15 protein-coding genes and 1 tRNA gene are annotated in these 15,261 nt (G+C 66.3%); 6 read left to right on the forward strand and 10 right to left on the reverse strand.

Annotation, left to right across the window (positions count from 1 at the left end; genetic code table 11):
* Window positions 1–353 precede the first annotated feature (353 nt).
* Window positions 354–427, reverse strand: a tRNA-Met gene (locus IT430_14260).
* Window positions 428–660: 233 nt separating this feature from the next.
* Here IT430_14260 and IT430_14265 point away from each other — a divergent pair.
* Window positions 661–1,524, forward strand: coding sequence for a class II glutamine amidotransferase (locus IT430_14265; protein ID MCC6909103.1), 864 nt, complete (start codon window positions 661–663; stop codon window positions 1,522–1,524).
* Window positions 1,525–1,526: 2 nt separating this feature from the next.
* Here the strand turns inward: IT430_14265 and IT430_14270 are convergent, their stop codons facing one another.
* The 7 genes from IT430_14270 to IT430_14300 all read right to left on the reverse strand — a co-directional run bounded on the left by IT430_14270 (window position 1,527) and on the right by IT430_14300 (window position 9,324).
* Entirely contained in the window at window positions 1,527–2,246 is a 720-nt protein-coding gene (locus IT430_14270) for an N-formylglutamate amidohydrolase (protein MCC6909104.1), read from the reverse strand.
* A complete protein-coding gene (locus tag IT430_14275) occupies window positions 2,230–3,486 on the reverse strand; it encodes a hypothetical protein (protein ID MCC6909105.1) in 1,257 nt (418 codons plus the stop codon). The genes IT430_14270 and IT430_14275 overlap by 17 nt, the downstream gene beginning before the upstream one ends.
* Window positions 3,483–4,952, reverse strand: coding sequence for a RimK family protein (locus IT430_14280; protein MCC6909106.1), 1,470 nt, complete (start codon window positions 4,950–4,952; stop codon window positions 3,483–3,485). Before IT430_14280 ends, IT430_14275 begins: the two co-directional genes overlap by 4 nt.
* Complete coding sequence (locus IT430_14285) at window positions 4,927–5,685, reverse strand: hypothetical protein (GenBank protein MCC6909107.1); 759 nt, start codon at window positions 5,683–5,685, stop codon at window positions 4,927–4,929. Before IT430_14285 ends, IT430_14280 begins: the two co-directional genes overlap by 26 nt.
* Before the next feature lie 18 nt (window positions 5,686–5,703).
* Entirely contained in the window at window positions 5,704–6,867 is a 1,164-nt protein-coding gene (locus IT430_14290; protein MCC6909108.1) for a hypothetical protein, read from the reverse strand.
* Between the two features lie 48 nt (window positions 6,868–6,915).
* Window positions 6,916–8,172: a transcription termination factor Rho gene (gene rho, locus IT430_14295; protein ID MCC6909109.1), complete on the reverse strand. Its 1,257-nt coding sequence runs from the start codon at window positions 8,170–8,172 to the stop codon at window positions 6,916–6,918.
* A gap of 465 nt (window positions 8,173–8,637) precedes the next feature.
* Window positions 8,638–9,324 carry a dephospho-CoA kinase gene (locus tag IT430_14300; protein ID MCC6909110.1) on the reverse strand — a complete coding sequence of 229 codons (687 nt, stop codon included), beginning with the start codon at window positions 9,322–9,324 and terminating at the stop codon, window positions 8,638–8,640.
* Window positions 9,325–9,392: 68 nt separating this feature from the next.
* Here IT430_14300 and IT430_14305 point away from each other — a divergent pair, with 68 nt between their 5' ends.
* The 4 genes from IT430_14305 (at window position 9,393) to IT430_14320 (ending at window position 13,376) form a co-directional block, all read left to right on the forward strand.
* Complete coding sequence (locus IT430_14305) at window positions 9,393–10,892, forward strand: transglutaminase domain-containing protein (GenBank protein MCC6909111.1); 1,500 nt, start codon at window positions 9,393–9,395, stop codon at window positions 10,890–10,892.
* A gap of 68 nt (window positions 10,893–10,960) precedes the next feature.
* A complete protein-coding gene (locus tag IT430_14310) occupies window positions 10,961–11,905 on the forward strand; it encodes an NAD(P)H-hydrate dehydratase (protein MCC6909112.1) in 945 nt (314 codons plus the stop codon).
* 155 nt (window positions 11,906–12,060) lie between these two features.
* On the forward strand, window positions 12,061–12,855 hold the full coding sequence (gene bioD / locus IT430_14315) for a dethiobiotin synthase (protein ID MCC6909113.1): 795 nt from the start codon (window positions 12,061–12,063) through the stop codon (window positions 12,853–12,855).
* Between the two features lie 191 nt (window positions 12,856–13,046).
* Complete coding sequence (locus IT430_14320; GenBank protein ID MCC6909114.1) at window positions 13,047–13,376, forward strand: hypothetical protein; 330 nt, start codon at window positions 13,047–13,049, stop codon at window positions 13,374–13,376.
* On the opposite strand, the gene IT430_14325 is transcribed toward IT430_14320, so the two are convergent.
* Window positions 13,367–13,717, reverse strand: a complete 351-nt coding sequence (locus IT430_14325) for a hypothetical protein (protein ID MCC6909115.1) — start codon at window positions 13,715–13,717, stop codon at window positions 13,367–13,369. The two genes, IT430_14320 and IT430_14325, sit on opposite strands and share 10 nt — an antisense overlap.
* 168 nt (window positions 13,718–13,885) lie before the next feature.
* Window positions 13,886–14,611, reverse strand: coding sequence for a rhomboid family intramembrane serine protease (locus tag IT430_14330; GenBank protein ID MCC6909116.1), 726 nt, complete (start codon window positions 14,609–14,611; stop codon window positions 13,886–13,888).
* Between the two features lie 124 nt (window positions 14,612–14,735).
* Between IT430_14330 and IT430_14335 the strand changes: the two genes are divergently transcribed.
* Window positions 14,736–15,197 (forward strand): hypothetical protein, encoded by a 462-nt coding sequence (locus IT430_14335; protein MCC6909117.1) that lies wholly within the window; start codon window positions 14,736–14,738, stop codon window positions 15,195–15,197.
* The last annotated feature ends 64 nt before the right edge of the window (window positions 15,198–15,261 follow it).

Raw genomic sequence — 15,261 nt, forward strand, 5'->3', positions numbered from 1 at the left:
CCGCGCGGCTGGATCGCTCACTCAGGCGGCCATGAAGCGCGCGAACACGGTCGCGCCCCCTCACCGGGCGCAACAGTGGGTGTTGCGCTCCCTATAGGGGAGACAACACCCTCATAACCCAGTACCCCGCGAAACAGAGACTCGGAGAGACTTTTGGCCCGAATCGGCCGCTTTGGTGGTCCCGGTCGCGCCCATCGGTTATGACCTCGGCGCAGGCAGAGACAGGGCCTTGCATCGACGCCTTCGCCAAGTCCTTGCAGAACAGTGGCCTGCAAACGCAAACGCCGCCGAGGTCTCTCGGCGGCGTCTCCAGAAAACCACAGGGCCGGCTGCGTTTGCAACCGGCCCGGCAATAGCGGGGGTAGGATTTGAACCTACGACCTCCGGGTTATGAGCCCGACGAGCTACCAGACTGCTCTACCCCGCAATCCTTTTGCGGAAATGGACCTTAGGCTCCCGCCGGGGAACCGTCAACATTCTCCACTCCACCCAGCCATCGAATGCGGGTCCGGCCCCGGTCCGACCGATGCTCTCCACAGCGCCGCCCTCCGCGCGCCGGCTGAGCCGCTGCGAGCCGCCCGATCGACGCGAACACCGCTGCGGCTGATCCGTCTTTGCCGACCCAGCGCGAACCACCCTCGCCGACCTGGAGCCATTCGCATGTGCCGCTTCACCCTCTACGTCGGGCCGCCCATCACGCTGTGTTCGCTCATCACCGAGCCGACCCACTCGCTCATCCACCAGAGTTTCGAGAGCCGCGAGCGCGAAGAGCCGCTCAACGGCGACGGGTTCGGCGTGGCGTGGTACGCGCCGTCGATCAGCCCGCACCCGGCGACGTTCCGATCGATCTCGCCGGCCTGGAGCAATCGCAACCTGCGCGAACTCTGCCGCGTCACGCGGACGCACTGCGCCCTGGCCCACGTCCGCGCGGCCACGGCCGACTTGCCGGTGACGGAAACCAATTGCCACCCGTTCACGAGCGGCCCGTTCGCCTTCATGCACAACGGCGACGTGGGCGGGTTCGAGCGGCTTCGCCGGCGCATCATCGCCGACCTCTCGGACCACGCGTTCCACAGCATGTTCGGCACGACCGATTCGGAGCATCTCTTTGCGATGTTCCTCGATGAACACGCCGGACTGGGCTCGACGGCCTCGACGACGGAGACGCTCGCCGAGGCCTTGGAGCGGACGCTTCAGCGACTCGTGCGCCTGACGAGCGAGGCGGGCGTGGAGCAGGCGTGCTACCTGAACATCGCCGTGTCCGACGGGCGGCACGCGGTGGCGTCGCGTTGCAGCACCGACGTGCGCGGGCGGGCGGACACGCTCTACGTGCACACCGGCCGGCGCTACGTCTGCGAAGGCGGAGTGTGCCGCATGATCGAGCCCAGCGACGGCGGGGGCCCGACGGTGATCATCAGCTCCGAGCCGCTCAGCGACGATCCGGGCTGGACCGAAGTTCCCGTCAACCACCTCGTCATCGTCGCCGAAGATCGGACTGTCACGATGCGGCCATGCGCGATGTGAACTCACATCGCGCGCAGCGCCGTTCGACACGTCGTGATCAGATCGGCGGTGAGGCGCCTCCACGCCGCGCGCGGGTCCGCGGCGAAGCGCTGATTCACTTCGAGTTCCATCGCGGCATAGCGCGCAGCCGGCCAGCGTCGGCGGAACGTCGTCTGAATGCCGTCAGACACGCCGCGATACGGCTGGTTGCGGTGTACCGTCAGGTCTGGCCTCGCCTGCCGCAGCGCCGCCTGCCAGCGTGTGCAGAGCAACCGCTCGGCCCGGCGTGATGGGTCGAAGAGCAGGCCGACGTCGGTGCGCCTGACGTCGCCATCGAGCACCGGTGTGAAGGTGTGCATAGCCAGGTGAACGACCAGCGGAGCGTGCGCCAGAGCGCCTTCGATCGTCTGCTCCACCTGCTGCCGGTGTGGGTGATAATGATCACGCAGAATCCTCTCTCGCTTGGCGCGAGGCAGCGGACGCGTGATCTTCGAAAACAGCGCGCGGTGGTGCGGCGAGCGGTTGAGTTCCACAAGCAGTCGCGTCGTGGTGGAGGCGATGAGCGGCGCGTCCAGCGCGGCCGCGAAGGCGCGGCCCATGTCGAGCGACCCGGGATCCCAGCCGCGGTGAGAGGCGAGCAATTCAGCGCAGCCGGCAAAGAGCGGCGCGTAGCGACGCGGCACGCGATTGCCGCCGTGCTCGCACGTGACGATGACCGCGATGCGCTCAGACCCCTGGGCCACGGAACATCACTCCGCGCTGCAGACAATCGCACAGCTGCTCGCAAACCTCGCGCAGCCGTGGCCGCGACGGCTCCGGCCCCAACACGCGCATCATTCGAGTGGCCAGCGTGCCTTCGTCGAGTATGACGCCCAGCGCCGCCTTGATTTCATCGGCAATGTCAGCATTAGCCAGCACGAGCGACTCGGCGAGATGCCGCCAGAGTCCCCCGATCGTGCATGAGTTCACCGCAAGCCCGAGCGTCTCGAGATAGGCCCGATTGTCGATGCTTGCTGTTTCGGCGTGGCGGACCGCCGCGAGGAAGATCTCCGCGAGCGGCTCGATCGGCCAGCGCTGCTGGCTGAGGGTGTCCGACCAGCGCTGCTCGCACAGGGCGCGGACGAGTTCGATGACCATGCGGATGACCGCCAGATCGGCCACGACCGTTTCCTGCACGTCCAGCACGCGGATCTCGATGGCGTCGCGGTCGAAGCGCGCGATGGCGCCGCGCGCATTGAGCCATTCGTGCTGCAGAATGCCCGCAGGGTCGTGCGGCGCGATGTCGGCGTAGAGGCGCTGGAGGATGTCGGTTTCGTAGGCGGCGCGGGAGTAGACGGCTTCTGGAATGACCGCGCCACTAATCGACGGAATCCGCCGCGCGTTGGAGCGATACACCTCGAGCCGGTTGTCGAGCAGGCCCGTGGCGCGCGCATCGAGCACCGGGCTGCTCGCGGCCAGTCCGGGCAGGATGGGCAGCGCGAGGCGGATCGCCGCGTGCAGCCGGCCGAATTCTTCGTCATTGCCGAACGGCAGGTTCAGGTGCGCGCTCTGCAGGTTCGCCCAGCCGTGCCCCTGGCAGGAGAAGATCCGGTCAAACGCCTCGTAGGTCGGGCTGTATTCGTGCGGCCAGAGGCGCATTTCCTTGTGCGGATCCATCCACGGATGCATCGCGCCGGGCATGAGGCGCCCGCCCATCGGCTCAAGGATGGTGTTGATCGCGCGCACCTGTTCATTGAACGGCTCGACAAGCGGCCCCAGGGCCCGGGCGGGCTCGGTCGTCTTCAGTTCGATCACGTGCAGCGCCAGTTCGTTCGACCACGTGATCACGCCCGCTTCGTAGTCGGAGGTGTACGACCCGACGGCGGAGCGGATGACCTCGTCGCAGATGGGCATCACGTCGAGCGACTGCCGGTTCACGATCATGTATTCGAGTTCGACGCCGAAGCCCTCGAAGAGGTGCAGCGTCCGGTCAGACGCGGTCATGGTCGTGCCTTCCCTTCCGTGCGGGCCCGGACCCGTGCGAGGAACCCCTGCATGATGCGGACGTAGAGATCGTCCTTGAGCACCTGGTCCTCGTAGCCGGCGTCGATGTTGGGGTTGTCGTTGACTTCGATGACCACGCCCCTGCGGCCGATCTCCTTGAGATCCACGCCGTACAGTCCGTTGCCCATGAGCGCCGCCGCCCGCACCGCGGCCCGGAGGATCGGCTTGGGCACTGACTCGAAGGGAAGCGACTCGACCTTGCCGTACGAGCGCTCGCCGTCGCGGTCGTGCTTGACGATCTGCCAGTGCTTGTGGGCCATGTGATAGCGGCAGGCCCAGAGCGGATGCCCGGCGAACACGCCGATGCGCCAGTCGAATTCGGTCGGCAGAAACTCCTGCGCCACAAGCAGGTCGGACTTCTCGAGCAGTTCCTCGACGCTCTGCGCGAGGTCTTCTTCCGAGTGCACCTTGACGACGCCGTGCGAGAATGAACTGTCGGGTTGCTTGAGCACGCACGGCAGGCCGAGCGTGGACACGATCTGATCGACGTTGCCGCGATGCACGATGAGCGTGCGCGGCGAGGGGATCTGGTGCCGTTGCAACGCCTCGGCGAGGAAGACTTTGTTCGTGCAGCGCACGATCGACTCCGGATCGTCGATGACGACGAGTCCTTCGGCGGCCGCGCGGCGCGAGAATCGGAACGTATGGTGGTTCACCGCGGTCGTCTCGCGGATGAACAGGGCGTCGAACTCCGCGATGCGGCCGTAGTCGTCCTTGGTGATCATCGTCGCGTCGAAGCCGACGTTCTCGGCAGCGCGTGTGAACTTCCTGAGCGCCTTGTCATTGGAGGGCGAGTCGGCGGCCTTGGGGTCGTGCAGGATCGCCAGGTCGTAGAGCGCCGGCTTGCGCCGCGCGACGCTGCGCGTGTGCCCGGCAAAGTGCCGCGTCGCCACGTCGATAAGAAACGGCCAGTGCGGATCGGGCACGTCGCTGGCGGGAATCGGCTTGATGTGCACCAGCCGCCAGCGGTCATCGCGCACGAAGTGGGCCCGCAGCATCGGCGCCGGGAAGAGGTTGAACAGCTGCAGCGCCAGGCGCGTGTATCGCTGGGCCATGTTGTGGCCGAAGTACACGCTGAGCACGAAGTGGTCCGACTGAATCGGACTCAGGCAGTGCTGCACCAGATCGTCGAGATCGTCGGTGACCGAGCGGACAATCGTGAGCGAGCGCATGTCCTGGATGGTCGTCACGCTCGGCAGCGGCCGGTGTCCGCGCGCCGCGGCCAGCAGCGAAACGTAGTACCCGATGGACTGATAGCGGTACGACCGGCTGAGATTGAACACGCGCGTGTGCCGGCGGCCGCTGTAGGCGGCGTCGGTGAGGTAGTTGCGCCCGGAGACGACTTCGACTCCGGGCAGGTTCGAGGGCCAGTCGGATGGATCACTGACCACGATCAGCGCGGACATGCATGGCCTCTTCCGTTGTTCTCCGTTCCTTCGGTTCGAGGATCAGGAGATTGGCATCGTATGTAATCGATCCGAGCATAATGGAGCAGATGAGCCGGTCAATATCCACGTGGTAGCGCAGGTCCGGCGAGAGCGGGTTGCTCGCCAGCGGATCAGCCACGAGCACCTGCCGCGTCGCGGCGTCGTAGCCGCAGAGCACGACGAAGTGCCCCGTCGGCTCGCCGCGCAGGTCGTCCGCCACCGCCCGATCACTGGGAAACAATTCGCGCGAGCACTGGTACAGGTAGGTGGCGCTCAGGCCCGTGAGGATCGGAATCTTCCGCTTGAGAAACTTGCGAAAGAGCGCCGCGTTCATTTCCTCAAAGCGAATCTCACCACCGGTGGCGAGGAACTCAAGGTACAGATGGGTCGCGTGGTGGAGGCGAGGCGAAGTCTTGAACGCCAGTTGCGCCTTGAGGCGCTCGCTGAGATTCGGCGCATCGGGTCCGAACCACGTCGGGTCGAACAGGTCGAGGTTCCACGTGTAGATGCGCGCCTTGTAGCCGCGCCGGATGCCGTGAATGCCCAGCATCACCGCCAGCGTGCCGCCGTCCGCGAGCCGGCCGGCCTGTTCGATCACGTCTTCGAGCGGCAGGTGGTCGTTGAAATAGCCGTACACCGCCTGCAGGCACGTCGGCCCGCACGTCGTGTCGTTCGGCTGCGCCTGGATGTCAAAGTGCAGTTGCGTCTTCATGGCAAGCGACAGCGCGACTCAGGCCGGCCAGAACCCCTTGATCACTTCGATCAGAATCAGGATGATAATGATCCACTCGAGCACTTCCATGCGCACCGTCGTCTGCCGGTCAGTGATCTTCGCATAGATCGTGTCAACCGTCTGCAGTTTGCGGTTGATGTTCGCGCCCCACTGCGGCAGGTGAAAGCGCTGCGAGACGGCCCGGTAGACGCGGGCGAGGTACTGGTCGCCCACGAGCTTCATCGAGTGGGTCACGCCCTCGAAGAGGATGGCCGAGTCGGCGTGGAAGATACCCAGCCGCCGCAACTGCCCGCCGCCGATGCCCAGAAACGTCTGGCGAGGCCCCTTGAAACGCGCCAGCAGCTCGTATGACGCGTCGAGCACGCGCTCGAGTTCATCATCGAGCGATCGCATCTGCACCAGTTGCACGTTGGCGTATTCGAGAATCGACCGCACGTCACCCGGATCGGGCCCGAGCAGAATCGCCGCGTGCCAGTCGATCACCGCCCGGTCGCCGGCCCCGTAGCCGATCGACAGCGAGAGCGCATCGTCGATCTCCTGGTTCGACAGCGGCTCGCGCTCGGCGCGGAGGATGCGGGCGACGGTCGATCGGCGCCGGCCGATGAACTCCTCCGCCCCTTCGCCGGGGACCGATTCGATTTCGAAGATGACATAGTCCTCGATCGGCGGCGCGATGCCCGGCTTGCTGACGGCAGCGCCCAGCGCAGCCAGCGTCTTCTCCACGTGCTCGCGGGCCCGCTGCGCCAGCGGCAGGTGGTCATAGAGCAGATCGCTCAGTTCAGCCAGGTCGTCAAAAGGGCATGCGAGCGGAATCGAGAAGCGGACCGACGCGGCACCGAAAGCGTAGAGCACCACATCGACCATCGCGTCAATCTGAAACGCGCCCAGCGCCATCGGCTCGGTCTGCACCGCGATCGACAGCGGCACGGTCGGCCCGGGGACCGACTGCGGCGCCCGCTTCTTCTTCTGGATGATCATGCGGCGGCTGCTGGCGGCGATCGCCTTTTCCGCTTCGTTGAGATTGATGCCGAAACCGACGTCGAACGCAAAGCAGGTGTGGCACACGCCGCGCACGATCGCCGACGGCGCGCCCTCGCCGGCCGGCGTTGTGGAGCCGGTCTGTGGGGGCATCGGCGAGAGGTTGGAAGCGTTGTGCGTCACGGAAAGAGTCGAGCCGCGCCGTCCGACCGCCGCCGCTCGACCCGTTGATCAACTCAGGTTCATGGTCATCAGGAATTCAGCGTTCGAACTCGTCTTCTCGAGCCGCGACTTGAGCAGCTCCATCGCTTCGACCACGTTCATGTCGCTGAGCACCTTGCGCAGGCGGTAAACGAGTTCGAGTTCCTTGGGATCGAGCAGCAGTTCTTCGCGGCGCGTGCCCGAGGCGCTGATGTCGATCGCCGGGTAAATGCGCTTGGCCACCAGCCGGCGGTCGAGGTGCAGTTCGCTGTTGCCCGTGCCCTTGAATTCTTCGAAGATGATGTCATCCGCCCGGCTGCCGGTGTCGATCAGCGCCGTGGCGATGATCGTCAGCGACCCGCCGTTCTCGATGTTGCGTGCGGCGCCGAAGAACTTCTTGGGCTTCTGCAGCGCGCCGGTGTCGATGCCGCCCGTGCCGATCTTGCCCGAGTGCGGCATCTCGTTGTTGTACGCGCGGGCCAGTCGCGTGATCGAGTCGAGCAGGATGACCACATCCTCGCCGAACTCCACGTAGCGCTTCGCCTTGTCGATGACCATCTCGGCCACCTGCACGTGCCGCGCCGTCTGCTCGTCGAACGTCGAAGCCACGACCTCGACCTCAGGCGGCGTGCTGCGCCGAAAGTCAGTCACTTCCTCCGGACGCTCGTCGATGAGCAGCACGATGATCTTCGTGCCCGGGCAGTTCTTGATGATCGCGTTGGCCATCTTCTGCAGCAGCACCGTCTTGCCGGTGCGCGGCGGGGCGACGATCAGCGCCCGCTGGCCCTTGCCCAGCGGCGTCACCAGATCGACCACCCGCATGTTCACTTCCTTGCTGGTCGTCTCCAGCACCAGGCGCTGATCCGGGTGCAGCGGCGTGAGATCCTCGAACGTCGGCAGGTGGTGCAGCACGTCGGGCGTGCGGCCGTTCACCTGGTCCACGCGCAGCAGCGCGAAGTACCGCTCCGATTCCTTGGGCGGCCGCACCGTGCCCTGGACGATGCACCCTTGGCGCAGGCCGAAGCGGCGGATCTGGCTCGGACTCACGTAGATGTCATCGGGGCAGGGCAGGTACGAGTAGTTGGGCGAGCGCAGGAAGCCGAAGCCATCAGGCAGGATTTCCAGCACGCCCTCGCCGATCATCAGGCCCTGGTTGGCCATCCGGGCCTTGAGGATGCGGAAGATGAGTTCCTGCTTCTTGAGCCCGGCCGTGTCGCCTACGCCCTCGCTCTCGGCGACTTTGAGCAGGTCCTCGAGTTCCATGTTCTGCAGTTCGGAGATGTGCAGCACTTCGCCGTTCTCACCCGTCGCGACGCCGTCCGATGGAAGGCTGGCGAGCGATTCGGCCTCGGCCTCGAGATCTTCGTCCTTGGGCAGCGCGGCCGGGTTCACCGGCGGCTGCACGCTCGCGGCGCCGCTGGGTGCGCCACCGCCTCCGCCTTTCTTGCGCCGGCGACGATTGGCTTTCTTTTGACCGTTCTTGCGCTTGGTGGCGGTCGGGTTACTTTCCACTGTTGAACTCCAGGATTGCGAAGATGCGCCGGCCGAGGGCTCGGCAGAAGAGGGGTGTTGAAGTGCGTCGCCCGGCATGAGTTGACCGTTGAATTACTGTCCGGGAAACGATGGTGCTGAGGCCACGCCGCAAAGGAAAGTGCACCATCAGCGGAATGGCACGGCTGTCGGGCTTTTGCAGAAGCGCGGACAACCGGAAAGTGCGGGGCAGGGGGGAAACCTTGGCCTGAGCGGCCGATCCTACGGAGCAGGACGCGACCCTTTACGGGGCTCGCAGCCGGCGGACTTCGTCAGGATCTCGTCGAGCGTCAACCGGACCCGCCGTGAAAGATCGGCGACGTCCCCTTCGTTGACAATCACATAATCGGACCGTTCCCGCTTGGTTTCAAGCGGCCACTGGTTTTTTTCTCGACGGTGCAGTTCGGCTGCATCCCACCCTCGTCCCTCCTTTACGCGGGCCAGGCGCGTTTGTTCGGCAGCGTCCACGAAGATCACCGCATCGCAATTCCGGTCCAGACCGGCCTCAAAGAGCAAGGGAGCGTCAATGACAAACGCCGTCACCGGCCCCGTTGCCGCCGCCTGGGCCCACTTCCTCTTTCGCCGGGCATCGACCTTCGGATGCACGAAACCTTCCAGCCGCCGCCGCTGGGTTTCATCCTCGAACACGATCCGGGCCACGGCCCGGCGGTCGATCCGCCCCGCCTGGTCGAGCACCTGCGGACCCCACCATTCCACCAGCCGATCCCGAACATCCTGCTCGAGCAGGACTTGCCGCACATCCTCATCTGAGTGCGTCACGACACAGCCCATCGCCGCAAGCAGCCGGGCGACCTCGCTCTTGCCCGAACCGATCCCGCCGGCAATCCCGATGACCGGGGAGCCGAGGTGGGATGCATTCGGCGACGGCGAATTGGCAGACTCGGGCATCCTCAATCATAAGCCACCCGGACATGCAATCGGGCGGCCGATCTCACGGCAGCGGTATGATCTTCGGGATGAACTTTGCAATGGCACACATGCTGCGCTCGGCGCGGTCAATCGGATTCGGGCTGGTGCTGCTCTTCGCGCTGCTGGCCCGCACCGGCTTCGCGGCCGGCGAGCCGGAGAACTCCGATCTCTGGTACACCGTGCTGCTTCAGGGCCAGCACGCCGGGTGGATGCACTGCTCCGAGTCCACCGCCGACGGACGCATCACCACCGAGGCCGAGTGGCTCCTCAGTGTGTCGCGCGCCGGCACGCCGGTCGAGTCGCGTAAGTCCGGCCGCTTTGTCGAGACCGTCGATGGCGAGCCCGTGTCATTTTGGCTGCTCCAGGATCTCGGCTCCACGCCGCGCGAAGTGCTCTACGACTTCGGCCCCGACGGCCTGACTCGGCGCATCACCGAGGCCGGCCGCACGAGCACCTCCACGCTGCCGCTGCCGCAAGGCGACTGGCAGACGCCGCGCGAGGCGGGCGAATTCGCACTGGCGCGCCTGCGCAGCGGCACGGATCGATTCACCATCACCTCTATTGACGTGCTCGGCGACATCGAGCCCGTCACCACCACGCGCGAATTGCTTGAGCGCGACGCCGCCATCATCGTGCGCGGCAAGAAGATACTCGCCTCGAAATGGAGAGCCGTGACATCGAGCAGCCCCGACCTCGCCGCGACCGAGTATTACGACTCGCAGGGCGTGCTCGTGCGCAGCGAAGTCGAACTCGGCGGCGCCTCCATCGTCACACTGCTTTCCGACCGCGCCACCGCGATGCGCATCGGCGCCGGCCCGGAGATGATGCTCAAAACGTTCGTGCGGCCGAGCAGGCCCATCCCCAGCCGCGCGCGCCTCAAAAAGGCCGTGTATGACCTGAGCGTGACCGAGGGCGATCTGCCCGACATCCCCGCCGGCGGAGCACAACAGGTTGAGCGCCTCGACGGGCAAGGCCGCATCCGCCTGACCATCGAACCCGCCGCACGCGCGCCCGTCGAAGATCGCGCCGAAGACTACCTCAAATCCTCCGACCTGATCACCTGCGATGACGAGCAGGTCGTCGATCTCGCGCAGCGCGCCGTGCGCAACGTGCCCGCCAGCCCGCAGCGCCGCGCCGAGGCGATTCGAACCTTCGTCGGCCGCTACATCCGCCGCAAGAGCCTGGGTGTCGGCCTCGCCTCTGCGGCCCAGGTCGCGCGCGATCGCGAAGGCGACTGCACCGAGCACGCGGTGCTCACCACCGCTATGCTCCGCGCCGCCGGCATCCCGTCCCGCCTCGCCACCGGGCTCGTCCTCGTCGATGACTTCGCCGGGCAGAAGTCCATCTTCGGCTACCACATGTGGTCGCAGGCGCTCATCGACGGCGCCTGGGTCGATTTCGACGCCACGCAACCCCAGCGGTTCGACGCCACGCACATCGCGCTGCGCTTCACCGCCGCCAACGAAGACGAGTTCCTTGCCGACATGACCTCGCTGCTGCCCATCATGGGTCGCCTGAAGATCGACGTGGTCAGCCTGGGATACTGATCGCCGCGCGCTCGCATCAGCCGCAACGCGCCCGAGTCTGGCCGGCCAAACTCCTACACTTGCTGTGCATGTCTATCGATCTCACCCAACTCCCGCCGCTGCCGCCGCGCCCCGACCAGAGCCACAAGGGCACCTTTGGCACGGTTCTCATCGTCGGCGGCTGCGACGACGGCACGCACACCATGATCGGCGCGCCAGCGCTGACCGCCATCGCCGCGCTGCGCACCGGTTGCGGCCTGGCCAAACTCGCCCTGCCCGCCACCGTCCTCGCGCCCGCCATTATCATCGCGCCCAGCGCCACGGGCATCGCGCTGCCCGTCGAAGATGATCTCAGCCTCTGCTCGAGCGACGCCGCGGCGCTGCTCGCGCCCGAACTGGAGAAGACAACCTGCCTCGCCGTCGGGCCCGGCTGGGGCGTCGGATTCGATCGCCAGCAACTGCTCATCTGGCTGCTCGCACAGGATGAAGTGCCCGTCGTCCTCGACGCCGACGGCCTTAACAACCTCGCCTCCCTGCGCGACTTCACCGCCGACCTCCGCGCTCCGCTCATCATCACGCCGCACCCCGGCGAGTTCGCCCGCCTCGCGCAAGCCTTGGGCATCGAGCGCGCCGGCGGCGACGATGCCGATCCCGCCCGCGACGCCGCCGACATGGCCCGGCGCCTGGGCTGCGTCGTCGTGCTCAAGGGCGCTGCGACCATCATCACCGACGGCCAGCGCACCTGGACCGCCGCGCATCCCAACGCCGCGCTCGCCACCGCCGGCGCCGGCGACGTGCTCACCGGCGCCATCGCGTCGATCGTCGCGCAGTTCTGGAAGCCGCATCTCGGCCGGGTAAATCCCAATCAGATGGGCGGGCTCGACCTCTTCGACGCCGCCTGCTGGGGCGTGGCGCTGCACAGCCTCGCCGGGCAGCGCTGGGCGCACCAACACGGCAGCGCCGGCCTGCTCGCCGCCGAACTCGCCGATGAACTTCCCCACGTCCTGCGCACACTACGCGAAGCGAAAAACTGATTCGCCGCAAAGAGGCACAAAAGTCACAAAAGAAGAATACCAATTCACATTTCCGAACCATTGAATTCATCCGTTCTGTTTCTGTGTATTCTGTGCCTCTTTGCGGCCATCTCCTCCTCACTTCCGTCTTCATGCCTCATCGCGGCTGAGTTACCATGCCCGAGCCCCTCGCCAACTCCTTCGACCTTCCGCCGCGCGCCAAGCCCGGCCTGTTCATCACCGCCACCGACACCAACGTCGGCAAAACCGTCATCACCTGCGCCATCGCCGATGTTCTCGTCCGCCTCGGCCTGCGCGTGGGCGTGTGCAAACCCTTTGCCACCGGCGCCCGCACCGAGCGCGAGGGCCTCGTGAGTGATGACGCCCAGGCGCTGGCCTACTTCTCACAGTTCGACCCGGCGATCGGCGGCCTGCCCATGGTCACTCCCATTCTCGAGCGCCTGCCCCTTGCGCCCGCCGTCGCCATGGAGCGCAGCGGCCGATCGCTCGATCTTCAGCCCGTCCGCCGCAGCCTCGCCGCCATTGATCGCGGGTGCGACGTCGTACTCATGGAAGGCGTGGGCGGCGTGATGGTCCCCGTCGATCCCGGCGACCCCCAGCGCACCGTGCTCGATCTCATCGCCAGCGCCGACTACCCCGTGCTCGTCGTCTGCCGCGCCGATCTTGGCACGCTCAACCACACGGCTCTCACCGTCGAGGCCCTCCGCCGCGCCGGCTGCCGCATCGCCGGCCTGGTCATGAACTTCTACAACCCTGATGACCCCGACCCCGCCATGCAGACCAATCGCGACTGGCTCGCCCGCATGAACCGTCTGCCCGTGCTCGCGACCGTGCCGCGCGTGAGCGAGCGCGAGATGAACGTCGCCGAGGGCGTGCTGCACGACGAGGTCCGAGCCGCCGTGGCTCTCACCGACTGGCGCCTCTACGCCAAGGCCCCGCGCCGGCGGTAGTTGCCGCCCACGCGCGCCCCGCTCACCTGCGCAGCTTGCCTCTCTTATCACGAGCAACGGCTTCGCCTGACCGCGCGCCGAACCTCATCGCCGAGGTCAATATTAAAGTATGACGTGAGCATTCTGCCTATCGCCGGCCGCCCGCGCACTCATAAAGATGACATCTTTCTCGCTCAACCGGAGGTCGCCCGATGCCATCGATCCCGCTCCATGAAGAGTTCGCGGGCGGAGCGGTGGTGATCCTGCTCGATGCGCGCGAGGCGGCCCATCTGCGCGAGTTGCTCCAATCGCGCGGCCACGCCGAGATCCACCTCCACCAGCGCGGCACGGCGGAAACCCTCTACCGCTCGCTCACCGTCGATGCGCTCGACCAGGACCACTTCGACTGGCTCACGGGCGTGCAGGAGGGCGACCATCGCTGGCTCGCTGTCACCATCAAGGGGCCGGACGCCCCCCCGGCGGCCGGCCAGTCGCATCAGCCAGCCGACCACCCGGAGAGCGATCCGCCGTCTCAGGCGTGAAGAGCGCCGCGGGCCGCTTCATTGAACACGTCAATGAACGCCGCCTGCGCATCCGCCACGTCCCCGAAGCGAGCTGCCGGCGCCCCGTCGGCGTTCGGCTCCGCCGAATCGCCCTTCGAGAGCGCCAGATTGCGCCGGTACTCGACATAAAGCAGTTGCGAAAGCCCCCGCAGCACTTCGCCGCGCAGTCGCGCCAACTCGCGCTCGGACACCGGCGTGCCGGGCGCGGCAGGGCCTGAAATCTCGCTCAGCGCCTCGAGCAGCGCTGCAAGGGCCAGGCCCGGGTCGGTTCGCGCCTTGGCGAGCCGATCCCGCGCCACCTCCACCAGGTCGAACGTCATGGTTCAACTCCTTGAGGACAACGGAATGCTGTATTCCATTAGCCGAGATCGGTCCGCCCATGCGCTAGCTTCATGAGGCTTTCGCTTACGTCGGCGGAAAGTTCTTCAACCGCCTCAGGCCGCGACTGCCCCGTCGCCTGCTCAAGAGCCACCGCCGCCCGCCACCGCCTACTGCCCTCGGATGATCTCGACGAGCGACTTCTCCCTCGCATCCATCTCGATCAATCCGCCCAGCAGCATACCCACTGCGATCGCGGCGCCGGCGACGAACCCGCCGATGTGCGCCCAATTCGCCACGCCGGTGTCTTCTCCCGTCGCGCCCCAGATGTCGAACAGGAACCAGAGCAGGATCATCCAGTATGACGAGATGCAGAAGGTCACCGCGCCCCACCACAGCCCGCCGAGCCAGAAGCACGAGATGCCGTTGAGCGGGTAGAGAATCAGAAACATCCCGACCACGCCGTTGATGGCGCCGCTGGCGCCCACGGCCGGCGCGCCGTCGATGATGTTGTGCGTCGCGGCCGCGAGCATCCCGAGCGTGAAGTACACCGCCGGGTACCACAGGTTGCCGATCTTGGCGCAGATGGCGTTGCCGAACACCCAGAGAAAGAGCATGTTGCCGATGAGGTGCAGCAAGTCGGCGTGCACGAACACGTGGCCCAGCAGCCCGCCGATCGACCAGCCGTCAAGGATCATCGGCCCGACCCACCCCGCCGCATCCTCGCCCTGAATCATCATGAGCACGAACACGAGCGACGTGACGCCGATGATGGCAAAGTTCGCCACCGGCCACCGGCTCATCGGGACATCAACCTGGTAGGGGATGATCATCGCCGCGCTCCCGTCGGTGCAAGTCAGCCGCGTGTCGGTCGAGGCTCCGACATGATACCGCACCAACTATGCTCATGGGGCCGGGCCGCGGACTCCGCGGGAGCAGTGGCGGTCGCGCAAGGCTCGGCCTATGCCGATACCGTTCCCTGCCGCCGCTGAGCCCATCGGCCGTATCGCAACGAGAATCATGCCCGACCCCGCTGAAGAATCCGCCTCCCCGACGCTGCTCGAGCAACACCTCGCCGCCTGCGACGACGCCTGCCCGATGTGCGGCTACAACCTCCACAACCTGCGCGGCGACAAATGCCCCGAATGCGGCCAGGAACTGACACTCCAGATCGCCCTCGCCGAGCCGCGCATGGCGGCGTTCATCACCGGCCTCGTCGGCTTGGCCGCGGGCGCCGGCTTCTGCGGCTTCGCGCTGATCATCACGATCATCGAGTCGCTCATGTACGATTACTGGGATTGGGGCGACACGAGCATGCTCGCCATTGGAGCAGTTGCTTTCACGTTCGTCGTGATCGTCTGGTGTCGCCGATCCGCAAGAATTCGGAGGATGAGTTCATCCAGCCGCTGGAAATTCGCGGTCGGAGCGTGGCTGCTTCCAATCCTCGCTGTCGCGCTATTTGCCCTGATCGCCTGGTGGTGATGTGCCACATCTAGGGAGGCTGTCATTGGTCGGTGCCCGCATCGCGCCCTTCCGTGACTCCGCG

Source organism: Phycisphaerales bacterium (assembly GCA_020852515.1).
Lineage (GTDB): Bacteria > Planctomycetota > Phycisphaerae > Phycisphaerales > UBA5793 > UBA5793.